A 22,341-nucleotide genomic window follows, 5' to 3' on the forward strand; every position below is an offset into this window, starting at 1 on the left:
GGGTACCTGCAAAAAGAGAAACAGGCAGAGACTAGCACAGGTGCGGCCCGTCGCAAAAAGTGCGATCAGCGCAGCGCGCTATCCAGCCAGGGCTGACGCAACAGCTGAAGTCCTGCCAGCGGCGCGCCGTCAAGCATCTGCACCACCAGATCGGCAAGCTGGTCGCCGGTTTCGCGATCCGAGGCCTGACGGATGGCGACCACCGGCGCCTCGACGATCGCTTCGCGCGGCAGGCCCTCCCAGGCGTAGAGGCGAATCGCCTCGCTGCCGTGAAGCCGGTTCGCCTGCTGCACCGCCAGCGCTGCGCCCTCCGCCAGCGCGCTGCTGTCGGCAATAATCGCCTGGAGCGTGGTATCCCGCGCCAGCCAGACGGCGGTTTGCTGATAGCCGACGCGGCGTGACGGCGGCACGGCGACGATATCGAACGGCGCAACGGCGCCCATCGCGTCGAGGAAACCCTGACGGCGGTCGCGAACAAAGGTGGTGTTTTCGTCGCTGCCCAGCCAGGCGATGCGCGTCACTCCCTGCTGGAGGCAGGCTTCGACCGCCAGCCGTGGTGGTGATCGACGTCGAGCCAGGCGTAAGGCTGGGGCAGATCGCTGCGGCCGAGCGCGATAAAGCGAAAGTTTTTCTGCTGCAGGCTGAGCAGGCGTTCATCCTGCGGCTGGGTATGGGTGACGATGAGCGCATCCAGCACCCGGCTACGCAACAGACGCATCAGGGAGCGCGGCCCTTCATGGGGCTTGTCCACCAGCAGTACCAGGTCGATCTCTTTCTGCGCCAGGCGCTGATCGAGCGTCAGCAGCATTTCGCTGAAGCGGCAGTCGCTGATGGGTGAGGTGCTGACAGGGAAAACCAGGCCTACCGCATTGGCGCGGCCGGTTTTCAGACGACGCGCGGCGGCATTGGGTCGATAGCCGCGTCGCTGCGCTTCTGCTTCAACGCGTTTACGGGTCTCCTCCGCCACATCCTTATAGCCGTTTAACGCCCGGCTAACCGTGGTAACGGAGAGCCCTAACTCGCGGGCAATGGCTTTTAGTGACATGCTGGACAACTCGCTGAACACGTTTTTTTTACGCTAACATGAAGTCTGTTTTGGCACTACAGGTTGCATAGCATCCGCTCTTTTTCGTTGGAACAAGCGCGTAAAAAGGCCAAAAAACGGTGTTGCGACGAAAACGCCCCTGTGCGGGGCGTTTTCACCTTAGCCGATCGGGCTAAGCGTAATTTCCACGCGGCGGTTTTGCGCCTTGCCTGCTTCGGTGCTGTTGGTGGCGACCGGATTATCTGGACCCAGACCCTGGGTGCGCAGACGATCCGCCGCGACGCCCTGGGTAATCAGCGCAGCGGCGACGCTCTCGGCGCGCTGCTGCGACAGACGCATATTCAGCGCGCGCGAGCCGGTGCTGTCGGTGTAACCCACGACGTTTACCGCGGTTTTCGGATACTCTTTCAGCACCATGGCCACGCCGGTCAGGGTATTGGCGCCCGCCGCTTTCAGGCTGCTGCTGCTGGAGTCGAAGGTGACGTTATTTGGCATATTCAACACGATGTTGTCGCCCTGACGCGTCACGCTGACGCCGGTGCCGCGCATTTTTTCACGCAGTTTGGCTTCCTGCACATCCATGTAGTAGCCGATGCCGCCGCCAAGCGCCGCGCCGGACGCCGCGCCAATCAGCGCGCCCTTACCGCGATCTTTCTTCGATGAGGAGAGAACGCCGACGCCAGCGCCCATCAGCGCACCGAGGCCCGCGCCGATGCCAGATTTCCCGGCCTGGGATTCGTTGGTGTATGGATTAACGGTACAACCTGACAGTACCAGACTGCCGCTCAGTAACAGGCAAAGTGAAAGCGATTTTTTATACATGCTCATTCCCTAAATCAAACAAAGACATTACGTCTTTAAAGCGGCGAGATTATGCCGCTTTAAAAGAGAGAAGGAGTGAGGGAAACTCTTATTTTTCCTGGTTTACACTTAAAAGGTTGTCAGGATGGCAAAAACAGTCTGTTTGATGATCGCTGATTAGCCCGCAGGCCTGCATAAAGGAGTGGCAAATTGTCGGGCCGACGAATCTAAAACCACGCTGCTTTAAGGCCTTCGACAGCGCGATAGCCTGCTCTGAAGTGGTCGGCGCCTCCTTGTAGTGGGCATAGCGATGCACAAGCGGCTGGTTATCGACAAAACTCCACACGAAGCGCGCGAAATCTTCACCTTTTGCTTCCATCGCCAGATAAGCGCGTGCGTTACCGATAATGGCGGCGAGCTTGCCGCGATGGCGTATCAGGCCGCTCTCCTGCATCAGGCGCGCCAGATCTTCCTCATCCATTAAGCCCACCGCCTGGGGATCGAAGGCGTGAAAAGCGCGGCGATAATGCTCTCGCTTTTTCAGGACGGTAATCCAGGAGAGCCCCGCCTGCTGGCCTTCCAGGCAGAGCATCTCAAACAGCGCCTGCTTATCGTTTTGCGCAATGCCCCACTCCCGATCGTGGTAGGCGAGGTAAAGCGGGTCCTGAGTGACCCAGCCGCATCGTTGCATGTTCTTTATCCTGATAAAGAGAAAATTTTGTGACGTTGCTTGATCTTACGATTAGCCGGTTAATAGTTAAACAGCAGGCGTGATAAAACCGTTTCCTGAATAGCGCCGATCGTTCTCTTCAGCTTTGTCTGGAGTTTTTCATGTTGCAGAAAAGTCAGTGTGCCAGCCAGCGCCTTGCGGCGCTGGGGCTGAGTAGTGCGTTGCTTTTTTGTTCTGTGACGCCCCGGTTTGCCTGGAGCGGCGAGACCCTGTCATCGCCGGGCGAGCGCGTGCGCGATCGTCCCGATTACGACACTATCCTTGCGGAAAAGATTTCCCGAAATCATCTGATCGTCGGCAGCGACGCGGGGATGAACTTTCTGGACGCCGCGCTCAATTCGCCCCTCTCCGCCTTTACGCTGCGCGCCGAGCCGGTATCAACCGGCACACGCTACAGCGCCGGCTGGGAGATGCCGCTGGGCGCGTCACTGACGACCGGGCCGGTGGCGCAGTATGCGCCTGCGACGGCCCCGCTTAGCTGTCCGCAGTGTAACTTCAGCCGCGATGATGTCGCGACGTTAGGCTGGCGGGTCGATACCCGACTGGGCGCGATTGCGCCTTACGCGCAGCTTAGCTATAGCTATCAGCCCGGCGATAGCCTGATTGAGGAGTCGCGCGATCGCTCACCGGTCGATGCGACCGCGCGCGAAGCGAGCTGGGTCGACGTCAGCGTGGGCGCGCAGATGCCGCTAAATCACAACGTCGCGGCGTTCGCGGCCTTTTCGCAAAACGACGCGCAAAGCAGCGGCGAGCAGTTTATTTACAGCCTCGGCGTTAGCGCCAGTTTTTAACATGGGGCATAAAATGAGAAAGGGCAGGTAGGTAACCCCATATAATAAGCGCGCTAATCATAATATCGGTAATAATATGCGCGAACAAATTTCAATCCTCGGCCGTGAATGCGCGGCTTTTTTATTTGCAACACTGTTCCTTGTGCTGATGATGTCGGGCATCTATATCGACGTAAACTGGATGAACAACGCCCTGCATGAAACGTCGATTACGGAGACGCTGCAGGAAGTGATGCTCGCCTCCGTCGCGGCGATGTTTTTCTGGTCGGCGTATCGGCGTCCCACGCAGCGCGGCGCGCTGATCCTGATCGGCGGTTTCTACAGCTGTATGCTGATCCGCGAGCTGGACTTTGTATTCGACGTCGTCGAACACGGCAGCTGGGTGTGGTTCGCGCTGGCGACCGCTGCGGCCTGTCTGGCGATGGCGCTGCGGTCGCCGCGCAGCACGCTGGACGGGCTGGTTGCATTCGTGACGGATCGCTGCTGGCTGATGACCGCCAGCGGCATGCTGATTGTGCTGGTGTTCTCCCGGCTTTTCGGCATGCATCAGCTGTGGCAACACCTGATGCTGGACGGCTACAACCGCGTCGTAAAAAATATCGCCGAAGAGGGCACCGAGCTGCTGGGCTACAGCATCTGCTGGCTCGCCTCAGTGCGCTATCTGTGGCAAACCCGCCCGGCGCGCGTCCGGGCAGAAGCCGCCGAATCGCTTCAGACGGCCCTTTCCGCAGAGTCCGCCTCCTGGTCCTCCTGACAGACGCCTTTTATGGCGATCCGGGACGCCAAAAAAGGTACAATAAAGACTTGTGCGCCAGCGCTCTGCCGGCGCAGCGTGCAGGTCAACGTCAGGTTTCATCATGTCAGTCAAAATTCTTACTTCTACGCTTATTGGTCTGGACGCCTTCCGTCAGGATCCGCGTCAGGCACTTCAGCAGGCGGAAAACGGCACGCTGGCGGTGCTGGATAACTACGCGCCGGCGTTTTACGCCGTGACGCCCGAGCGGCTGGCGCATCTGCTCGCGCTGGAGGCGGCGGCGGCGCATCCCAGTGACGTAACGCTGGACGACAGCTTATATGACGACCTGCCAGCCTCTCTGCCGACGCCAGCGGGTAAGTTCGCAATGTATGCTGGCTGGCAGCCCGACGCCGATTTTCAGCGTCAGGCCGCTATCTGGGGCGTGGCCCTGAGCGAGCCGGTAACGCCTGCCGAGCTGGCCGCTTTCGTCGCCTACTGGCAGGCGGAAGGCCGTCTGTTCCACCATGTGCAGTGGCAGCAAAAGCTGGCGCGCAGCGTGCAGATGAACCGCGCGGCCAGCGGCGGCCAGCCCAAACGCGATATCACGCAAATCAGCAATACTGATTACAACATTCCCGATGGGTTTCGAGGTGAGTGATGAAAACGCCGACCGATCTGTTCAGCCGTCTGAAAAAGATGATGCCCGCCAACGTCCAGCCAAAATTCACCAGCGGTGAAGAGCTGCTGGCCTGGAACCAGGAGCAGGGCCGCCTGCGTTCGGAGTCTATCGTGCGTGAGAACCGCGCGATGAAAATGCAACGCGTGATGGGACGCTCCGGCATTCGCGAGCTGCATATGAACTGCTCGTTCGATAATTATCGCGTCGAGAATGAAGGGCAGCGCAGAGCCCTGATGATGGCGCGCCAGTATGCGGACGATTTTGAGGGCAGCATCGCCAGCTTCGTCTTTTCCGGCCGTCCCGGCACCGGCAAAAACCATCTGGCGGCGGCGATCGGCAACGATCTGATCCTGCGCGGCAAAAGCGTGCTGATCGTCACCGTTGCGGATCTGATGTCGAGCATGAAAGGCACCTTTAGCGGCGGTAGCGACATTACTGAAGAGCGACTGCTGCAGGATCTCAGCAGCGTCGATCTGCTGGTGATTGACGAGATCGGTATGCAGAGCGAGTCGCGCTACGAAAAGGTGATTATCAACCAGATCGTCGATCGTCGCTCCTCTTCGAAGCGTCCGACCGGGATGCTCTCTAACCTCGATCCCGCCGGTATGAATAGCCTGCTGGGCGAGCGCGTGATGGACCGCATGCGTCTCGGCAACAGCATGTGGGTGCGCTTTGACTGGGAAAGCTACCGCAGCCGCGTGCGCGGCGACGAATATTAATTTTCTCTTCCCTGCAAGAAACCGGGTGCGACCCGGTTTTTTTACGTCTTTCCTTTGCGCCGCCCTCTGCTGCGACTTGTGTGAAACAGCGCCCAAAAGTGCCAGATAAGAGGCGTCCTGGCGCTGTTACACTGAAAGATATGTTGTCCGTCAGGTGAGCGCTGTAATGAATACAGGTAAAGGCCCTGCACTACTCAGACTTAACAACCAGAAGCGCGTGATGACGCAGCTTCGTCGGCTGCGCGTAACGTCGCGTCAGGATTTAGCCCACATCTTGTCGCTCAGCAAAAATACGGTGTCGCTGATCGTAGACGAACTGCTGGAAAGGTCGCTGCTTCAGGAGCTGGGGACGATTAGCGCAGGCGCTGCCGGGCGTCCAAAAATTGAGATCGCCCTGCGCCCGGAACAGCTGAAAAGCGCGGGCGTGATGGTGGAGCGCAACGCCATTTACTGGCGCGTCTGCGACTACTTTTCGCAGGTGATGGTGGAGCAGACGCGCCGCATCGATACCGCTAACCCTAAAAAGCTGCTGGATGAGGTGGCGAGCCTGTGCGGCGACCTGGTGGAGAAGCATCCGCAGCTGCTGGGCATCGGGCTCGGCTTTCCCGGCATCGTCGATCCCGACCGCGGCTGGATGCACCTTTCGACCCATCTCGGCTGGCAGGATGTCGATCTGCTGACGCCGGTCAGACAAAAGGTCACCGTGCCGCTGCGCGTGATGAATAACGTCAAGGCTTCGGCGCTGCTGGCGGTGCATCAGCTCGGGCTGAGAGCGGCGGGCAGCCACTTCTACCTGCGGATTGCCGAAGGCATGGGCGGCGCGCTGGTGCAGCAGGGTGAAGTGGTGACCGGCAACAGCTGGACGGCGGGCGAAGCGGGACACCTTAGCGTGCAGCCGGACGGCCCGCGCTGTCGCTGCGGACGTCAGGGGTGCGCCGAAGCGCTGCTCAGCAAACCAGCGATAGAGCAGCAGCTGGCTCAGCGATGTCCCGGTTTAAGCTGGCAGACGCGTGACGAGGCGCCGAAAGTCGTGGATGAGGTGATGCAGCAGGCGGGCGGTTTTCTCGCTAAGGCGATGAGCCAGATTATCCTGCTGCTCAATCCGTCCACGATTATTATCGACGCGCCCTGGAATGTGCACCCGACGTTTTGCGACACGGTGCGCAAACGGATTGCGTCCAGTACGCCAGCCTTCATCTTCCAGAACACCACGCTGCATTTTTTACAGACGCGTCTCGATCCGGCGGTAGGGCTGTCGCTGGCGGTGATTGAGCAGTATGAGCAACGTCAGGGATAAAGAGAGACGCCTTTAACACGCCACCGCCATTTTACATCAGGCTTTCGCCGTGATGCTGTCGGTACTCTTTTGGCGTGCTGGCATAGCTTTTCTTAAATACCGAATAAAAATATTGCAGCGAAGGGTAGCCGCACATCTGGGAAATTTCATTGATGTTCAGCGAGGAGGAGGCCAGCAGCTCGCGCGCTTTTTCCAGTTTCTCGCGGTGGATCATAGCGTGAATGGTATCGCCGGTTTCATCGCGAAAGCGTTTCTCCAGATTGGAACGCGACAGGCCGATCGCATCCAGCACCTGCTCGACCTTGATGCCTTTGCAGGCGTTAAAGCGGATATAGTGCATAGCCTGAATCACCGCCGGATCGCGCAGCGAGCGGAAATCGGTCGAGCGCCGGGCGATCACTTTCATGGGGGGCACCAGAATGCGCTGCAGCGGCAGCGGCTGTTTGTCCAGCAGGCGATGCAGCAGTTTGGCGGCCTGATAGCCCATCTGCCGCGTGCCCTGCGCCACCGACGAGAGCGCGACGCGCGACAGGTAGCGCGTCAGCTCTTCGTTGTCGATGCCGATCACGCTCAGCTTTTCCGGCACCGGAATTTTAAGATATTCGCAGGCCTGTAGCAGATGACGCGCACGGGCGTCGGTGACCGCAATAATGCCGGTCTGCTGCGGCAGCGTTTGCAGCCAGTCGGCCAGCCGGTTCTGCGCATGCTGCCAGTTTTCCGGCGCGGTATGCATGCCCTGATAGACCACGCCCTGATAGCGTTCGCGCTGCACCAGCTGACGAAAGGCGTGTTCGCGCTCCTGCGCCCAGCGCTTGCCGCTGGAGGCGGGCAGTCCGTAAAAGGCGAAGCGGTTGATGCCCTTCTCTTTGAGATGAAGAAAGGCGCTCTCCACCAGCGCCGCGTTGTCGGTGGCGATATAGTGCACTGGCGGATAATCCTGCCGGCGATGGTAAGAGCCGCCCACGCCGACAATCGGCACCTCGACGTTTGCCAGCAGCTGCTCGATCGAGCTGTCGTCATAGTCGGCAATCACGCCATCGCCCAGCCATTCGCGGATATTGTCGATGCGGCAGCGGAAATCCTCCTCGATAAAAATATCCCAGTCGGTCTGCGACGCCTGTAAATACTCGCCGACACCCTCTACCACCTGACGGTCGTAGACCTTATTGGCATTGAACAGCAACGTAATGCGATAGCGTTTTTCATGCATAGTGGCGCGCTCTCCTGAATCCCAGCGCAATGCATAGCACGGCCGGATGAACAGCAGAAATTGTTTGCGCCAGGTTGTGATCTCCGACGCGATCAGACCCGGCGGCGCGTGGCGGTATCCATCCACACCGCCAGCAGCAGAATTGCCCCTTTGACGATGTACTGCCAGAAGGTGGGCACGTCCATCATGCTCATGCCGTTATCCAGCGAGGCCATAATAAAAGCGCCCATGACCGCGCCCGCGACCGACCCCACGCCGCCCGCCAGGCTGGTGCCGCCGATGACGCAGGCGGCGATGGCGTCCAGCTCGGCGATATTGCCCGCCGACGGCGAGCCAGCGCCGAGGCGCGAGCTGAGGATCAGCCCAGCGATCGCCACCATCACGCCGTTGATGGCGAACACCGCCAGCTTAGTGCGCGCCACGTTAATGCCCGAGAGCCGCGCGGCGTCCAGATTGCCGCCGATGGCGTAAATGCGGCGGCCAAAGGCGGTGCGCGTCGCCATAAACATGCCGCCCAGCAGCAGCAGCGCCAGCAGCAGCACCGGCGTCGGCACGCCGCGGTAGTCATTCAATAGCCAGATTGCGCCCAGCACCAGCACCGCGGTAAGCGCCTGGCGCGCCACGGTGCCGCTGGCGGCGGACTGCGTCAGGCCGAGCTGCTGACGGCGCAGCCGCAGCCGCCACTGCCACAGCATAAACAGCGCCAGACCGGCGATGCCGAAACCGAAGCCGACGCCGTCTGGAAGATAGCTCTGCCCGATCTGCGACATGGCCGGTGTGGTCGGCGCAACCGTGGTGCCGTTGGTGATCCCTACCAGAATGCCGCGGAACGCCAGCATGCCAGCCAGCGTAACGATAAACGACGGCACTTTGCGGTAGGCGACCCACCAGCCGTTCCAGGTGCCCAGCAGCAGCCCCATCAGCAGCGTCACCGCGATGGTCAGCGGCAGCGGCCAGCCGAGCCAGACGTCGAAAATCGCCGCTGCGCCGCCCAGCAGGCCCATCATCGAGCCTACCGACAGATCGATCTCTGCCGAAATAATGACGAACACCATGCCGACCGCCAGAATGCCGGTAATCGCGGTCTGCCGCAGCAGGTTCGAGACGTTGCGCGGGCTGAGCCACGCGCCGTCGGTGGTCCAGGTGAAAAACAGGGCGATAACCAGAATGGCGCCCAGCATTACCAGCACCTGCAGGTTGGGCAGCGAGAATTTTCCCGGCGACGGCGCGCCCGGCAGCGCGCCCTGACGACTTTCGGTTTTAAGCATAATGTTCACTCCGCAGGGCCGCTTCCATCACTTGCTCCTGTGTCAGGTTGTTGTTTATCAGATCGGCTTTGATGCGCCCTTCGTGCATCACCAGAACGCGATCGCTCAGGCCCAGCACTTCAGGAAGTTCGGATGAGATGACGATCACGGCGATCCCCTGCTGCACCAGGCTGTTGATCAGCTGGTAGATCTCCTGGCGCGCGCCGACGTCGATACCGCGTGTTGGCTCATCGAGGATCAGGATCTGCGGGTTCAGCAGCAGACATTTGGCGATAATCGCCTTCTGCTGGTTGCCGCCGCTCAGTCGGCCGATCGGCAGCTCCGGCGACGAGGTTTTGACCCGCAGCCGCGCGATAGCGTCATTAATAACGTGCTGCTCGCGCGTCTCGTCCAGCGGCGCGAAGCGGCGGCTGAACTGATCCAGCGCCGCGAGGGTAATGTTTTTGCCGACGCCCATCAGCGGCACAATGCCATCTTTTTTGCGATCCTCCGGCACCATGGCGATGCCCTGGGCCATCGCCTGCTGACAGTCGCGAATCTGCACTTTCTTATCATTAATCCAGATATCGCCCTGCCAGCGCCCCGGCCAGACGCCGAACAGGCACTGGACCGTCTCGGTGCGGCCAGCGCCGACCAGCCCGGCGATGCCGAGGATCTCGCCGCGCTTCAGAGAGAAGGAGACGTCATTGACGCGGCATATGTGCCGGTTAACCGAATGCCAGGCGGTAAGGTGTTCAACGCGCAGCACGGTGTCGCCGATGGCGTGCCGCTGATGCGGATAGAGCGCGGTCAGCTCGCGTCCCACCATCATGGTAATGATGTCATCCTCGCTAAGTCCGGCGGCTGGCCGGGTGGCGATGGGCTTGCCGTCGCGGATAACGCAGATGGTATCGGAGATCGCTTTCACCTCGTTCAGCTTGTGGGAGATGTAGATGCAGGCGATGCCATGATCGCGCAGGTTGTTGATAATGCTCAGCAGCACCTCGGTTTCACGCTCCGTCAGCGACGAGGTCGGCTCATCGAGGATCAGCAGCCGCACCTGCTTATTCAGCGCGCGGGCGATTTCGACCAGTTGCTGCTGCCCCAGGCCCAGATCGCCGACCCGGGCGTCGGGCGAGACGTCGAGCCTGACCCGCGCCAGCAGCTGCTGACAGCGCAGCGTCATGGTTTCGTCGTCGACGATGCCGAAGCGGCCCAGCTCCGCGCCGAGAAAGATGTTCTCCATGACCGTCAGCTGCCGCACCAGCGCCAGCTCCTGATGGATAATCACAATGCCCCGGCGTTCGGTATCACGGATGGTCTGCGCCTGAATCTTGTCTCCGGCAAACTGAATCTCACCGTCGAATTCGCCGTGCGGATAGAGCCCGCACAGAATCTTCATCAGCGTGGATTTGCCCGAGCCGTTTTCGCCGCACAGCGACATCACTTCGCCGCTGTCCAGCCGCAGGCTGACGTTATCCAGCGCTTTCACCGCGCCGAAACGCTTGGTGATATTGTTCATTTCCAGCAGCATCGATCTCTCCTCTTCGCGGCCGCGCGCGCTCAGAGCTCGCTCTTTTTATGGAAACCGTCTTTCACCACGGTGCTGTCGATGTTCTCTTTATTGACCGGGATCGGCGTCAGCAGGCGCGACGGCACCTCTTTCAGACCGTTATTCAGCTTGCCGTTGCTGGCGGGCGTTTTGCCGTTGCCGAGTTCGATGGCGATGTTGGCGGCTTCGGTGGCGAGCTGGGTAATCGGCTTATACACCGTCATGGTTTGCGTGCCGTTGATGATGCGTTTGATGGCGGCGAGATCGGCATCCTGACCGGAAATGGCGACTTTGCCCGCCAGCCCCTGCGCGCTGAGCGCCTGAATCGCGCCGCCTGCGGTGGCGTCGTTGGAGGCGACGACGGCGTCGATGTGATTGCTGTTGGCGGTCAGGGCGTTTTCCATGATTTTCAGCGCGTTTTCCGGCAGCCAGGCGTCAACCCACTGGTCGCCAACGACTTTAATGCTGCCGTTGTCGATATAGGGTTTTAACACCTTCATCTGACCGGCGCGAAACAGATGCGCGTTATTATCTACCGGCGATCCGCCCATCAGAAAATAGTTTCCTTTCGGCACCTGCTTAACAATACTTTCCGCCTGAATTTCGCCGACTTTTTCATTATCGAACGAAATATAAAAATCGATATCCGCGTTATTTATCATACGGTCATAGGCCAGCACTTTAATGCCTTCGCGTTTCGCTTCAGCGACGACGTTGCTTAATACCTGGCCGTTATAGGGAATGATCACCAGCACATCGACGCCGCGGTTGATCATATTTTCTATTTGCGACATTTGCGTCTCTTCATTGCCGTTGGCCGACTGCACAAACACTTTCGCGCCCTGCGATTCCGCCTGCTTAACGAAGATGTCGCGATCTTTTTGCCAGCGCTCCAGGCGCAGGTCGTCAATCGCCATGCCGATCTTCACTTCTTTCGCTGCGCCGGCGTGGCTGAAAAGCGCCAGCGCGGCGCAGGCGGCTAACAGCGTAAGTTTCATTTTCATGGTGTCATCCTGTCTGTAGGTTGAGGCGGTTGTCGTTATCGCATGAGTCCAGGCGGTTGAATTGTTGACCTGGCTTTCCGGCAACATCAATTACTGATTTTTATCCGGCGATTACGTTTTTTGGTTTATTTCTGTTTTTATGAGCGGGATCGAGATTTAACGCTTTTAAGAGCGGTAGAGGACAAATTAGCCCGGCTGAATCATTAATTTGAGAACGGGCGCACAAATATTAATTATCTCAAGCGTGGTGTGAAATATCGTAATTGAGCCAGCGGAAAAGGCGCAAGCAATATAAAGGCTCACGGCCGACTGTCCGGATTTTCACGCTGAGGAGCGAAACATGCACGCCTATTTCGACCAGATCGAACGCGTTCGTTTTGAAGGGGTAAAGAGCACTAATCCACTGGCTTTTCGTCATTACAATCCTGACGAGGTGATCCTCGGCAAAACCATGGCCGAACACCTGCGTTTCGCGGCCTGCTACTGGCATACCTTCTGCTGGAACGGGGCGGATATGTTTGGCGTCGGCGCATTCGACCGTCCCTGGCAAAAGAGCGGCGACGCGCTGCAGCTGGCGAAGCTGAAGGCGGACGTGGCGTTTGAGTTTTTTTACAAGCTGAACGTGCCTTACTACTGCTTTCACGACGTCGACGTTGCGCCAGAAGGGGATTCGCTGCGCAGCTATCAGGAAAATTTCGCGGTAATGACCGATAAGCTGCTGGAAAAACAGCAGGAGAGCGGCGTGAAGCTGCTGTGGGGCACCGCCAACTGCTTTACCCATCCGCGCTACGGCGCTGGCGCGGCGACCAGCCCCGATCCGGAAATCTTCGCCTGGGCGGCAAGCCAGGTCTGCAGCGCCATGCAGGCGACACAGACGCTGGGCGGCGAAAATTATGTGCTGTGGGGCGGTCGTGAAGGTTATGAAACCCTGCTTAATACCGATCTGCGTCAGGAGCGCGAGCAGATTGGCCGCTTTATGCAGATGGTGGTAGAGCATAAGCATAAAATCGGCTTCCAGGGCACGCTGCTGATCGAGCCGAAGCCGCAGGAGCCGACCAAACATCAGTATGATTATGACGTGGCGACGGTGTACGGCTTCCTGAAGCAGTTCGGGCTGGAGAAAGAGATCAAGGTCAACGTCGAGGCGAACCACGCTACGCTGGCGGGCCATTCGTTTCATCATGAGATCGCCACCGCTATCGCGCTCGGTATTTTCGGCTCGGTAGACGCCAACCGCGGCGACGTTCAGTGCGGCTGGGATACCGACCAGTTCCCGACCAGCGTCGAAGAGAACGCGCTGGTGCTCTACGAGATTATTAAAGCGGGCGGCTTCACCACCGGCGGCCTGAACTTTGACGCTAAAGTGCGTCGCCAGAGCACTGACAAATATGACCTCTTTTACGGCCATATCGGCGCGATGGATACCATGGCGCTGGCGCTGAAAGCGGCGGCGCGCATGGTGGAAGCGGGTGAACTCGATAAGCGCGTGGCGCAGCGCTACAGCGGCTGGAATGGCGAGTTCGGCCAGCAAATCCTGAAAGGAGAGTTTTCCCTTGCCTCGCTGGCGGCGCATGCTCAGCAGCAGCAGTTCAATCCACAGCATCACAGCGGTCGCCAGGAGCAGCTGGAGAATCTGGTGAACCACTATCTTTATGATTTCTGAGATAAGCGGGAGCAAGGCATGTATATCGGGATCGATTTAGGCACGTCCGGGGTCAAGGTGGCGCTGCTGAATGCGCAGGGCGAGGTGGCGGCGGTCAGCAGCGCGCCGCTGCAGGTGTCGCGTCCGCACGCGCTCTGGAGCGAGCAGGATCCCGAAAGCTGGTGGCTGGCGACCGACCAGGCGATGCAGGCGCTGGCGCAGCAGCATGCGCTCAGCGAGGTGAAGGCTATCGGCCTGAGCGGTCAGATGCACGGCGCGACGCTGCTGGACAGCGCGCATCGCGTACTGCGCCCGGCCATTTTATGGAACGACGGGCGCAGCGGTGAACAGTGCCGCGAGCTGGAGCAGCGCGTGCCCGCATCGCGCCAGATCACCGGCAATCTGATGATGCCCGGCTTTACCGCGCCCAAACTGCTGTGGGTGCAACAGCATGAGCCCGACATTTTTCAGCAGGTGGCGAAGGTGCTGCTGCCGAAAGATTACCTGCGCTGGCGGCTGAGCGGCGACTTCGCCAGCGACATGTCTGATGCGGCGGGCACGATGTGGCTGGACGTGGCGCGCCGCGACTGGAGCGACCAGATGCTCGACGCCTGCGGCCTGACGCGCGACCAGATGCCGCGACTGTTCGAAGGCAATGGTGTTACCGGTTCGCTGAGCGGCGAGATAGCTGAGCGCTGGAACATGCCGCCGGTGCCGCTGGTGGCGGGCGGCGGCGACAACGCCGCGGGCGCGGTGGGCGTCGGCATGACCGAGCCGGGGCAGGGTATGCTGTCGCTCGGCACCTCCGGCGTCTATTTTGTGGTCAGCGACGGCTACCTCAGCAACCCGCAGCGCGCGGTGCACAGCTTCTGCCATGCGCTGCCGCAGCGCTGGCATCTGATGTCGGTTATTCTCAGCGCCGCCGCCTGCCTTGACTGGGCGGCGGCGCTGACCGGCTGCGCCGACGTGCCGCAGCTGCTGGCGGAAGCGGAACGCGCCGATGAAAACGCGCCGCCGCTGTGGTTTCTGCCCTACCTCTCCGGCGAGCGCACGCCGCACAACAACCCGCAGGCGACAGGCGTCTTTTTCGGCCTGACGCACCAGCACGGTCGGCCGGAGCTGGCGCGCGCGGTGCTGGAAGGCGTCGGTTACGCGCTGGCGCAGGGCATGGACGCGGTGCACGAGTGCGGCGTCGCGCCCTCCAGCATTATGCTGATCGGCGGCGGCGCGCGCAGCGCGCTGTGGCGGCAGATGCTGGCGGATATCAGCGGCCAGACGCTTGATTACTGTCAGGGCGGCGAGGTTGGTCCGGCGCTGGGCGCGGCGCGTCTGGCGCAGCTGGCGCTCGACCCGCAGACCACGCTGCCCGCGCTGACGCGGGTGCAGCGCCATCAACCCGATGCGGCGCGCCATCAGCGCTATCAGCCGCTGCGTGACACCTTTGCCCGCCTCTACGCGCAGCTGGCGCCGCTGATGCAGTAGCCTGTCCCGCCCTGTCGCTATCTTGTCCCGATTTGGCCTTCTTCCTGCGCGTCAGGCCCGTCATGATGGGCAGGAATTCATTTCTCAGGAGGCCGAAAATGGCACAGGCAGCACTGTTGGTCATAGACGTTCAGCACTCTTTTTTACATCGCGACTTCTGGCAGGAAACCGATGTTCCGGCATTTCAGCGCCATATCAGCGCGTTGATCGAAGGCTGTCAGGCGAAAGGTATACCGGTGGTGGATGTGTTCCACGTCGCGCCGCAGGGCCCCTTTTCGCTGGCGTCCGGCTGGGTAAAGCGAATGGACTTTTTGCAGCACGAGGCGACGTTCAGCGTGCAGAAACACGTTCATAACGCGCTGACCGAATCGGGGCTGCTGCCCTGGCTGGAGGCGCAGGCGATCGACACGCTGATTATCAGCGGCATCCGCACCGAGCAGTGCTGCGAAACCACCGCGCGCGTGGCGTCCGATCTTGGTTTTAAGGTACTGTTTGTCTCTGAGGCGACGCTGACCTTCCCGATGACGCACAACGGCGTCACCCTCAGCAGCGCCGAACTGATTCACCGTACCGAAACCGTACTGGTTAACCGCTTTGCCGAGGTGGTGAGCGTGGAAGCGTGCCTGGCGCGCGTTTGATCGCAAGGAGTGGCGCGATGCCGCAAACCGTCCTGTTTCTTACCTTGCCTGGCGTGATGGCGCTCGACCTGACCGGACCGGCGGAGACGCTGCGGCTGGCGGGAGATCGCTTCGCGCTGCGCTATATCGGCCCGCAGGAATCGGTTGTCAGCTCCACGCAGATGACCATCGCCAATATTGAGCCGCTGCCGGAAAGCCTGCCGCCCGACTGCCTGCTGGTGGTGCCGGGCGTCTGCGACTCCGCCATCTGGTTCGCCACGCCGCAGGCGGAAGCGGCGCGCCGCTGGCTGCAGCGCCAGCAGCCGCAGCTGCGCGCGCGGCAGCTCTCCCTGATCTGCGTCTGTTCCGGCGCGCTGCTGGCGGCGCAGGCGGGGTTGCTCGACGGCGTGCAGTGCACCACCCATCACGAGGTGCTCGCAAGGCTGAAAGCCGCCGCGCCTGCCGCGCTGGTGAAGGAGAACCGCGTTTTCGTCGACGACGACAATATCTGGACCAGCGCAGGCATCACCGCCGGAATCGACCTCTCGCTGCACCTGATTAACCGGCTGTGTGGCGCGCAGACCGCGCTGGAGGTGGCGCGGGACATGGTGGTATGGTTCCGCCGCTCCGGCGACGATCCGCAGCTATCGCCCTGGCTGCGCTACCGCAATCATCTGCATCCGGCGATCCACCGCGCGCAGGACGCGATGATCGCCCATCCTGAGCACGACTGGTCGCTGGAGGATCTTGCCGCGCGCGTCCACGTCAGCGGCCGCCACCTGGCGCGGCTTTTTCGTCAGCATCTGGGCATCAGCGTGCGCGACTACCACGAGCAGCTGCGGCTGGGCATCGCGCGCCAGCGCCAGCAGCAGGGCGAAGGCGCGGAAAAAGCGGCGCTGGCGGCAGGATTTTCTTCGGCGCGCCAGCTGCGGCGCGCCCGCGAGCGCTGGCGCGATCAGCTTACCCAGTGACGCCTGTCGAGGCGCTGCAGGCCCATCGCCAGCAGCAGACTGCCCGCCAGCGTGATGCCGAACACCCAGGGCATGTCGAGCAGCGGTCGCGACATATCGTCATAGTGACGGGTTCGCAGGAAGTGAATAAAAAGCGCGTGAAAGCCGTAGATCGGCAGCGAGTAGCGTGACAGCGTGCCGAGCACCGGCAGCGTGCGCGCGTTCAGGGCGTTCTTGAACAGCACCAGCAGGCTGATGGCGGCGATAAACACCAGCGGACCGCAGTAGAGATACCAGCGATCGTTGAAGGCGCCGTTTGCAATCAGCGCCTGTTTCGTGCCTAAGGTAATGCCGATCACGCAGGCGGCGAACAGCCCCGCGGCCAGCGGCGTCACGCCGCGCTTTGCCGTCTCCATGGTGCCGATGGCACGCCCCAGCAGGGCATAGAGCAGATAATAGATACTGTCGCCGCTGACGTAGAGATTCACCGGCAGCCAGTGAAACGGCCCCACCGCCTGATCCACCGTGTTCGGGTTCGCCAGCACCGCCAGCACAATGACCAGCAGTGCTACATAGCGCGCCCGCACCGCTTTCACCTGAATCAGCGGCGACAGCAGGTAGATGCCGATCAGCGCAAAGAAAAACCACAGATGATAAAACACCGGCTTCTGCAGCATCTTCAGCAGCGAGCGCCCTTCGCTGATGGGCGTCAGCCAGGTGATGTAGGCCAGCGCCACCGCGCTATAGAACAGCAGACAGAGCACCAGCCGCAACAGATGGCGCGGCTGCGCGCTGCGTTCGCCAAAGAACAGGTAGCCGGAGATCATAAAAAAGAGCGGCACGCAGACGCGCGACGCAGAATTGAGCAGATTGGCGATATCCCACCAGTGTCCGGTCACCGCCATCGGGCCGGTAATATACCAGGTGGTGGTATGGATTACGATCACCATTAAACAGGCGACCGCGCGTAAATTGTCGATCCAGCAAATCTTGTGCGACATCGGGCCCTCTTGCACATCACGATAGTGCGAAGAAGGGTAGACAGTTGCGATGCACGCGACAACTTTTCACGGCAGGATTCGGAGCCGTCTGGCCCGCCCGCGCGCGGCAGGATTTCCGGCTGCACATCGCGCGGTCAAAGGGTATACTGGCGCACTCTTTTTTCATCTACCCGAATCGCGTGCGAAATCATCATGCAAAAGTTTGATACCAAAACCTTTCAGGGCCTGATCCTGACATTGCAGGATTACTGGGCGCGTCAGGGCTGCACCATCGTTCAGCCGCTGGACATGGAAGTGGGCGCTGGCACTTCACACCCTATGACCTGCCTGCGCGCACTCGGACCTGAGCCGATTGCCGCAGCCTACGTGCAACCGTCGCGCCGTCCGACCGACGGGCGCTACGGCGAAAACCCGAATCGCCTACAGCACTACTACCAGTTCCAGGTGATCATCAAGCCGTCGCCGGACAACATTCAGGAGCTGTATCTCGGATCGCTGAAAGCCTTGGGCATCGATCCCACCGTGCATGATATCCGCTTCGTGGAAGATAACTGGGAAAACCCGACGCTCGGCGCGTGGGGCCTCGGCTGGGAAGTATGGCTCAACGGCATGGAAGTGACGCAGTTCACCTACTTCCAGCAGGTGGGCGGCCTGGAGTGCAGGCCGGTGACCGGCGAGATTACCTACGGCCTTGAGCGCCTGGCGATGTATATCCAGAGCGTCGACAGCGTTTACGATCTGGTCTGGAGCGACGGCCCGCTGGGCAAAACCACCTATGGCGACGTGTTCCATCAGAATGAAGTTGAGCAGTCTACCTACAACTTCGAATACGCCGACGTCGACTTTCTCTTTACCTGCTTCGAGCAGTATGAGAAAGAGGCGCAGCAGCTGCTGGCGCTGGAAAAACCGCTGCCGCTGCCGGCCTACGAGCGCATCCTGAAAGCTGCGCACAGCTTTAACCTGCTGGACGCGCGCAAGGCGATCTCCGTGACCGAGCGCCAGCGCTATATTCTGCGCATCCGCACCCTGACCAAAGCCGTGGCTGAAGCCTACTACGCCTCCCGCGAGGCGCTGGGCTTCCCGATGTGCAATAACAACAAGTAAGAGGCAGCCATGACTGAAAAAACGTTTCTGGTGGAAATCGGCACCGAAGAGCTGCCGCCGAAAGCATTGCGCAGCCTGGCCGAAGCCTTTGCTGCACAGGTCACCGCCGAGCTGGACAGCGCTGGCCTGGCCCACGGCGACGTACGCTGGTTCGCCGCCCCGCGCCGTCTGGCGCTGAAAATCGCAGGCTTAAGCGCCGCGCAGCCCGATCGCGAAGTCGAAAAACGCGGCCCGGCAGTCTCCGCCGCCTTTGATGCCGACGGCAAGCCGACCAAAGCGGCGGAAGGCTGGGCGCGCGGCAACGGCATCACCGTCGATCAGGCCGAGCGCCTGAGCACCGACAAAGGCGAATGGCTGGTTTACCGCGCACAGGTGAAAGGCGAATCCGCCCAGTCGCTGCTGCCCGGCATGATTGCCACCGTGCTCGGCAAGCTGCCGATCCCGAAACTGATGCGCTGGGGCGCGAGCGACGTGCAGTTTGTCCGCCCGGTGCACACCGTGACGCTGCTGCTGGGCGACGAGCTGATCCCGGCGACCATCCTCGGCATTGCGTCCGGACGTACGATTCGCGGCCACCGTTTTATGGGCGAGCCTGAGTTCATCATCGACCATGCCGATCAGTATCCGGAGATTCTGGAAACGCGCGGCAAAGTTATCGCCGACTACGCGGTGCGCAAGGCGCAGATCAAAGCCGATGCCGAAGCGGCGGCGCGCCAGCTGGGCGGCAACGCCGACCTGAGCGACAGCCTGCTGGAAGAGGTCACCTCACTGGTGGAGTGGCCGGTGGTGCTGACGGCGACCTTCGAAGAGAAATTCCTCAAGGTGCCGGCGGAAGCGCTGGTCTACACCATGAAGGGCGACCAGAAATATTTCCCGGTCTACGATGACGCGGGCAAACTGCTGCCGAACTTCATTTTCGTCACCAATATCGAATCGAGCGATCCGCAGCAGATTATCGCCGGTAACGAGAAGGTGGTGCGTCCTCGTCTGGCGGATGCTGAATTCTTCTTTAATACTGACCGCAAAAAGCGTCTGGAAGATCATCTGCCGCGCCTTGAAACGGTGCTGTTCCAGAAAGAGCTTGGCACACTGCGCGACAAAACCGACCGCATTCAGGCGCTGGCGGGCTGGATCGCCGCGCAGATCGGCGCGGACGTGAATCACGCGACGCGCGCCGGCCTGCTCTCTAAGTGCGACCTGATGACCAATATGGTGTTTGAGTTTACCGACACCCAGGGCGTGATGGGCATGCACTACGCGCGTCACGATGGCGAAGCCGAAGATGTGGCGGTCGCGCTTAACGAGCAGTATCAGCCGCGCTACGCCGGCGACGATCTGCCTTCTAATCCGGTGGCCTGCGCGCTGGCGATCGCCGACAAGATGGATACCCTTGCGGGCATCTTCGGCATCGGTCAGCATCCGAAGGGCGACAAAGATCCCTTTGCGCTGCGCCGTGCCGCGCTGGGCGTGCTGCGCATCATCGTTGAGAAGAACCTGCCGCTCGATCTGCAGACCCTGACGGAAGAAGCGGTGCGCCTGTACGGCAGCAAGCTGAGCAACGGCAACGTGGTCGATGACGTTATCGACTTTATGCTGGGCCGCTTCCGCAGCTGGTATCAGGAAGAGGGCCACAGCGTCGATACGCTGCAGGCGGTGCTGGCGCGTCGTCCGACCCGTCCGGCTGATTTCGACGCGCGTATGAAGGCGGTATCGCACTTTCGCACGCTCGACGAAGCGGCAGCGCTGGCGGCGGCGAACAAGCGCGTCTCCAATATCCTGGCAAAATCGACCGAAACGCTGAATGAGAGCGTGCAGGCGTCGCTGCTGAAAGAGAACGAAGAGATCCAGCTGGCAACCTTCGTCACTGCGCTCGGCGATAAACTGCAGCCATACTTTGCAGAAGGCCGCTACCAGGATGCGCTGATCGAACTGGCGCAGCTGCGCGAGGCGGTCGATAACTTCTTCGACAAGGTGATGGTTAACGCCGACGACCCTGAGGTGCGCGTCAACCGTCTGACGCTGCTGGCGAAGCTGCGCGAGCTGTTCCTGCAGGTGGCGGATATTTCGCTGCTGCAGTAAGCCTGTCATTAGCGTTAAGCCAGTTGTAAACGTAAAAGGTCGACATTTCTGTCGGCCTTTTTGTTTCAGAGAAGCGCTGCAGGATGTTTGATCTCACCCTTAAGGAAGACTATAGTAGCCGTTACGGGTTACAAGGATGTTGAGGAATATATGGGCGTCTATTTAACGCCTGAGTTCGACGCGGAGCGCAGGCGACTGGGCATTACGGATAAAATTCTTTGTAAAACTGCCCGAAAGGTTTTTAGCGGGCTGAAGGGCAGTCAACTGGGAAAGTTTACCTATAAAAGACGCATTGCTCTGCCGAAGGTAAGCGAAAGAGATGGCGCGCGCTCAATCGTTTTCTTCAATGACGGCGAGCACCTGTACTTTTTTTACCTTTACGCGAAAAGTTCGCTCACTAAAAAAAAGGGTAGAGAAATTGAAGATGCTGAAATAGACATTTTTTGTAGCATCGCGTCGGATTTTATAGAAATGGATGAGAGCAGAATAAAAGCGCTTCTTGAAGAGAAAGAGCTATTAGAGGTCAACTGCGATGAGTGATGATTTGAAAAATATCTATGCTATGGCGAAGCGCTATAACCAGCATGGCGTTGTCAAAGATGAAACTCTTAAAAAGATTGAAGCTCGCATCGAAGCTAAGGATATTCCCGAGGTTCGTCCAATGACGGGCGAAGAAATTAGGGCGGTTCGCTTGCGCTGGAAGCTTTCTCAGTCAGTTCTGGCGCGTACGACCGGCATGTCCGTTGAAAGCGTTTCAAAATGGGAGCGTGGAGAGAGTAAACCGAATCAGGCTGTATTGCGCATTATTAATATGATTTCTGATAAAGGTCCGGAGATATTTATGTGTTGAGAACGCTGTCAGCTAAAAGAGCTAACAGCGTTTTTCGCTGCGCATGCCACCTTCATTTCCTTAAAAGCGCAAAATAATCAGGTTGCGCCACAGCTCGCTTGCCGTCAGGCTACGGCGCTCAGATAGCGCTTTATACTTTAAGCGCTAAGCATGGTCGTTTGCGATATGCGCTACGCAGCCGGTGGCGCAGTGCGCGCAAAGCTCTCGCGCTGAAACAGCTTCTCCGCCAGCTTCACCAGCGCCGGGCGGTCCACGCACCAGTTCGGCACGACGTGACGAAAGTTAAGGTAGCCGATCATGCAGCCAGTGGCGATATCCGCCAGATTCAGCTGGCCGCTGTTCAGCCATTTCCCCTCAGCTGCCTTCGCTTCCAGCATATCCAGGCTGCGCAGAATCTTCTCGCGATGCCGCGTCAGCACCTCTTCAGACTGCTGCTCTGGCGCGCGCATCTTTTCACGCACAATGACCAGCGCGGCGTCGCTGACGCCATCCGCCAGCTTCTCCAGCTGACGAACAGTGAGCGATGCAAGCGCGTCGTCCGGCAGCAGGGCGGGCGTGTCGCCACGCAGTTCCAGATACTGCGCGATAATTGAGGAGTCGAACCAGGCCTGCTGGTTGTCGTCAACCAGCGCGGGTACCTTGCCCAGCGGATTGTGGAGTGAGACGTGGCTGTCTGGACTGTAAGGCGCATCGTTAACAAATTCAAACACGATGCCCTTTTCCAGCAGCATGACAGATATTTTCCGTACAAAAGGACTGGTATAGCTGCCGATCAGTTTCATCGCACTCCTCCGCCTTCAAAGGG

At 60.0% G+C, this 22,341-nt stretch carries 21 protein-coding genes and 1 pseudogene; 13 read left to right on the forward strand and 9 right to left on the reverse strand.

The window, feature by feature from the left end; translation table 11 throughout:
- Positions 1-65 precede the first annotated feature (65 nt).
- The 3 genes and pseudogenes from Q9R34_RS16350 to Q9R34_RS16360 all read right to left on the reverse strand — a co-directional run bounded on the left by Q9R34_RS16350 (position 66) and on the right by Q9R34_RS16360 (position 2,537).
- Positions 66-1,045, reverse strand: a pseudogene (locus tag Q9R34_RS16350) (LacI family DNA-binding transcriptional regulator).
- A gap of 159 nt (positions 1,046-1,204) precedes the next feature.
- The gene (locus Q9R34_RS16355) at positions 1,205-1,867 is read right to left on the reverse strand and encodes an OmpA family lipoprotein (RefSeq protein ID WP_485895032.1); all 663 of its coding nucleotides are present in this window, start codon (positions 1,865-1,867) and stop codon (positions 1,205-1,207) included.
- A gap of 88 nt (positions 1,868-1,955) precedes the next feature.
- A complete protein-coding gene (locus Q9R34_RS16360) occupies positions 1,956-2,537 on the reverse strand; it encodes a DNA-3-methyladenine glycosylase I (protein ID WP_485895034.1) in 582 nt (193 codons plus the stop codon).
- Between the two features lie 140 nt (positions 2,538-2,677).
- Between Q9R34_RS16360 and Q9R34_RS16365 the strand changes: the two genes are divergently transcribed.
- The 5 genes from Q9R34_RS16365 to Q9R34_RS16385 all read left to right on the forward strand — a co-directional run bounded on the left by Q9R34_RS16365 (position 2,678) and on the right by Q9R34_RS16385 (position 6,798).
- Positions 2,678-3,367, forward strand: a complete 690-nt coding sequence (locus Q9R34_RS16365; RefSeq protein ID WP_485895036.1) for an autotransporter — start codon at positions 2,678-2,680, stop codon at positions 3,365-3,367.
- 76 nt (positions 3,368-3,443) lie between these two features.
- The gene (locus tag Q9R34_RS16370; protein WP_485895038.1) at positions 3,444-4,121 is read left to right on the forward strand and encodes a hypothetical protein; all 678 of its coding nucleotides are present in this window, start codon (positions 3,444-3,446) and stop codon (positions 4,119-4,121) included.
- A gap of 103 nt (positions 4,122-4,224) precedes the next feature.
- Positions 4,225-4,761 (forward strand): primosomal protein DnaT, encoded by a 537-nt coding sequence (dnaT, locus tag Q9R34_RS16375; protein ID WP_277268681.1) that lies wholly within the window; start codon positions 4,225-4,227, stop codon positions 4,759-4,761.
- Positions 4,761-5,501, forward strand: a complete 741-nt coding sequence (dnaC, locus tag Q9R34_RS16380; RefSeq protein ID WP_434126153.1) for a replicative helicase loader DnaC — start codon at positions 4,761-4,763, stop codon at positions 5,499-5,501. Before dnaT ends, dnaC begins: the two co-directional genes overlap by 1 nt.
- Positions 5,502-5,721: 220 nt before the next feature.
- Positions 5,722-6,798, forward strand: a complete 1,077-nt coding sequence (locus Q9R34_RS16385; protein ID WP_485895041.1) for an ROK family protein — start codon at positions 5,722-5,724, stop codon at positions 6,796-6,798.
- Between the two features lie 31 nt (positions 6,799-6,829).
- Here Q9R34_RS16385 and xylR read toward each other — a convergent pair whose 3' ends face one another.
- From xylR to xylF, 4 genes are all read right to left on the reverse strand, one after another.
- Positions 6,830-8,008: a D-xylose utilization transcriptional activator XylR gene (gene xylR, locus Q9R34_RS16390; RefSeq protein WP_485895042.1), complete on the reverse strand. Its 1,179-nt coding sequence runs from the start codon at positions 8,006-8,008 to the stop codon at positions 6,830-6,832.
- 92 nt (positions 8,009-8,100) lie between these two features.
- Positions 8,101-9,276 (reverse strand): xylose ABC transporter permease XylH, encoded by a 1,176-nt coding sequence (gene xylH / locus Q9R34_RS16395; RefSeq protein ID WP_485895044.1) that lies wholly within the window; start codon positions 9,274-9,276, stop codon positions 8,101-8,103.
- Entirely contained in the window at positions 9,269-10,789 is a 1,521-nt protein-coding gene (locus Q9R34_RS16400) for a xylose ABC transporter ATP-binding protein (RefSeq protein ID WP_485895046.1), read from the reverse strand. The genes xylH and Q9R34_RS16400 overlap by 8 nt, the downstream gene beginning before the upstream one ends.
- A gap of 29 nt (positions 10,790-10,818) precedes the next feature.
- Positions 10,819-11,811 (reverse strand): D-xylose ABC transporter substrate-binding protein, encoded by a 993-nt coding sequence (gene xylF / locus Q9R34_RS16405; protein WP_485895048.1) that lies wholly within the window; start codon positions 11,809-11,811, stop codon positions 10,819-10,821.
- Between the two features lie 340 nt (positions 11,812-12,151).
- On the opposite strand from xylF, the gene xylA reads away from it, so the two are divergent.
- The 4 genes from xylA (at position 12,152) to Q9R34_RS16425 (ending at position 16,523) form a co-directional block, all read left to right on the forward strand.
- A complete protein-coding gene (gene xylA, locus Q9R34_RS16410; RefSeq protein ID WP_485895050.1) occupies positions 12,152-13,474 on the forward strand; it encodes a xylose isomerase in 1,323 nt (440 codons plus the stop codon).
- 18 nt (positions 13,475-13,492) lie between these two features.
- Positions 13,493-14,935 carry a xylulokinase gene (gene xylB, locus Q9R34_RS16415; RefSeq protein WP_485895052.1) on the forward strand — a complete coding sequence of 481 codons (1,443 nt, stop codon included), beginning with the start codon at positions 13,493-13,495 and terminating at the stop codon, positions 14,933-14,935.
- 98 nt (positions 14,936-15,033) lie between these two features.
- Positions 15,034-15,573 (forward strand): isochorismatase family protein, encoded by a 540-nt coding sequence (locus Q9R34_RS16420; protein WP_485895054.1) that lies wholly within the window; start codon positions 15,034-15,036, stop codon positions 15,571-15,573.
- A 17-nt stretch (positions 15,574-15,590) separates the two neighbouring features.
- Positions 15,591-16,523 carry a GlxA family transcriptional regulator gene (locus tag Q9R34_RS16425; RefSeq protein WP_485895056.1) on the forward strand — a complete coding sequence of 311 codons (933 nt, stop codon included), beginning with the start codon at positions 15,591-15,593 and terminating at the stop codon, positions 16,521-16,523.
- Here Q9R34_RS16425 and Q9R34_RS16430 read toward each other — a convergent pair.
- Entirely contained in the window at positions 16,508-17,503 is a 996-nt protein-coding gene (locus tag Q9R34_RS16430; protein ID WP_485895058.1) for an acyltransferase, read from the reverse strand. The two genes, Q9R34_RS16425 and Q9R34_RS16430, sit on opposite strands and share 16 nt — an antisense overlap.
- Before the next feature lie 192 nt (positions 17,504-17,695).
- Between Q9R34_RS16430 and glyQ the strand changes: the two genes are divergently transcribed.
- The 4 genes from glyQ to Q9R34_RS16450 all read left to right on the forward strand — a co-directional run bounded on the left by glyQ (position 17,696) and on the right by Q9R34_RS16450 (position 21,536).
- Positions 17,696-18,607, forward strand: a complete 912-nt coding sequence (gene glyQ, locus Q9R34_RS16435; RefSeq protein ID WP_485895060.1) for a glycine--tRNA ligase subunit alpha — start codon at positions 17,696-17,698, stop codon at positions 18,605-18,607.
- Positions 18,608-18,616: 9 nt separating this feature from the next.
- A complete protein-coding gene (glyS, locus tag Q9R34_RS16440; protein WP_485895062.1) occupies positions 18,617-20,686 on the forward strand; it encodes a glycine--tRNA ligase subunit beta in 2,070 nt (689 codons plus the stop codon).
- A 150-nt stretch (positions 20,687-20,836) separates the two neighbouring features.
- A complete protein-coding gene (locus tag Q9R34_RS16445) occupies positions 20,837-21,226 on the forward strand; it encodes a type II toxin-antitoxin system RelE/ParE family toxin (protein ID WP_485895064.1) in 390 nt (129 codons plus the stop codon).
- Positions 21,219-21,536, forward strand: a complete 318-nt coding sequence (locus Q9R34_RS16450) for a helix-turn-helix domain-containing protein (RefSeq protein ID WP_485895065.1) — start codon at positions 21,219-21,221, stop codon at positions 21,534-21,536. Before Q9R34_RS16445 ends, Q9R34_RS16450 begins: the two co-directional genes overlap by 8 nt.
- Before the next feature lie 170 nt (positions 21,537-21,706).
- Here Q9R34_RS16450 and Q9R34_RS16455 read toward each other — a convergent pair whose 3' ends face one another.
- Positions 21,707-22,318, reverse strand: coding sequence for a glutathione S-transferase (locus tag Q9R34_RS16455; protein WP_485895067.1), 612 nt, complete (start codon positions 22,316-22,318; stop codon positions 21,707-21,709).
- Positions 22,319-22,341: the final 23 nt, after the last annotated feature.

The sequence above is a fragment of the Enterobacter sp. BRE11 genome (genome assembly GCF_031844285.1).
Classification (GTDB): Bacteria; Pseudomonadota; Gammaproteobacteria; order Enterobacterales; family Enterobacteriaceae; genus Pantoea.

Bases quoted from the DNA above. Each gene is read 5' to 3' on its own strand.
- Q9R34_RS16445 (WP_485895064.1), top strand. From the start codon at position 20,837: ATGGGCGTCTATTTAACGCCTGAGTTCGACGCGGAGCGCAGGCGACTG.
- Q9R34_RS16430 (WP_485895058.1), bottom strand. From the start codon at position 17,503: ATGTCGCACAAGATTTGCTGGATCGACAATTTACGCGCGGTCGCCTGT.
- Q9R34_RS16425 (WP_485895056.1), top strand. From the start codon at position 15,591: ATGCCGCAAACCGTCCTGTTTCTTACCTTGCCTGGCGTGATGGCGCTC.
- Q9R34_RS16370 (WP_485895038.1), top strand. From the start codon at position 3,444: ATGCGCGAACAAATTTCAATCCTCGGCCGTGAATGCGCGGCTTTTTTA.
- Q9R34_RS16420 (WP_485895054.1), top strand. From the start codon at position 15,034: ATGGCACAGGCAGCACTGTTGGTCATAGACGTTCAGCACTCTTTTTTA.
- xylB (WP_485895052.1), top strand. From the start codon at position 13,493: ATGTATATCGGGATCGATTTAGGCACGTCCGGGGTCAAGGTGGCGCTG.
- Q9R34_RS16365 (WP_485895036.1), top strand. From the start codon at position 2,678: ATGTTGCAGAAAAGTCAGTGTGCCAGCCAGCGCCTTGCGGCGCTGGGG.
- glyS (WP_485895062.1), top strand. From the start codon at position 18,617: ATGACTGAAAAAACGTTTCTGGTGGAAATCGGCACCGAAGAGCTGCCG.
- Q9R34_RS16400 (WP_485895046.1), bottom strand. From the start codon at position 10,789: ATGCTGCTGGAAATGAACAATATCACCAAGCGTTTCGGCGCGGTGAAA.
- Q9R34_RS16385 (WP_485895041.1), top strand. From the start codon at position 5,722: ATGACGCAGCTTCGTCGGCTGCGCGTAACGTCGCGTCAGGATTTAGCC.
- Q9R34_RS16450 (WP_485895065.1), top strand. From the start codon at position 21,219: ATGAGTGATGATTTGAAAAATATCTATGCTATGGCGAAGCGCTATAAC.
- Q9R34_RS16360 (WP_485895034.1), bottom strand. From the start codon at position 2,537: ATGCAACGATGCGGCTGGGTCACTCAGGACCCGCTTTACCTCGCCTAC.
- glyQ (WP_485895060.1), top strand. From the start codon at position 17,696: ATGCAAAAGTTTGATACCAAAACCTTTCAGGGCCTGATCCTGACATTG.
- xylH (WP_485895044.1), bottom strand. From the start codon at position 9,276: ATGCTTAAAACCGAAAGTCGTCAGGGCGCGCTGCCGGGCGCGCCGTCG.
- xylR (WP_485895042.1), bottom strand. From the start codon at position 8,008: ATGCATGAAAAACGCTATCGCATTACGTTGCTGTTCAATGCCAATAAG.
- dnaT (WP_277268681.1), top strand. From the start codon at position 4,225: ATGTCAGTCAAAATTCTTACTTCTACGCTTATTGGTCTGGACGCCTTC.
- xylF (WP_485895048.1), bottom strand. From the start codon at position 11,811: ATGAAAATGAAACTTACGCTGTTAGCCGCCTGCGCCGCGCTGGCGCTT.
- xylA (WP_485895050.1), top strand. From the start codon at position 12,152: ATGCACGCCTATTTCGACCAGATCGAACGCGTTCGTTTTGAAGGGGTA.
- Q9R34_RS16455 (WP_485895067.1), bottom strand. From the start codon at position 22,318: ATGAAACTGATCGGCAGCTATACCAGTCCTTTTGTACGGAAAATATCT.
- dnaC (WP_434126153.1), top strand. From the start codon at position 4,761: ATGAAAACGCCGACCGATCTGTTCAGCCGTCTGAAAAAGATGATGCCC.
- Q9R34_RS16355 (WP_485895032.1), bottom strand. From the start codon at position 1,867: ATGTATAAAAAATCGCTTTCACTTTGCCTGTTACTGAGCGGCAGTCTG.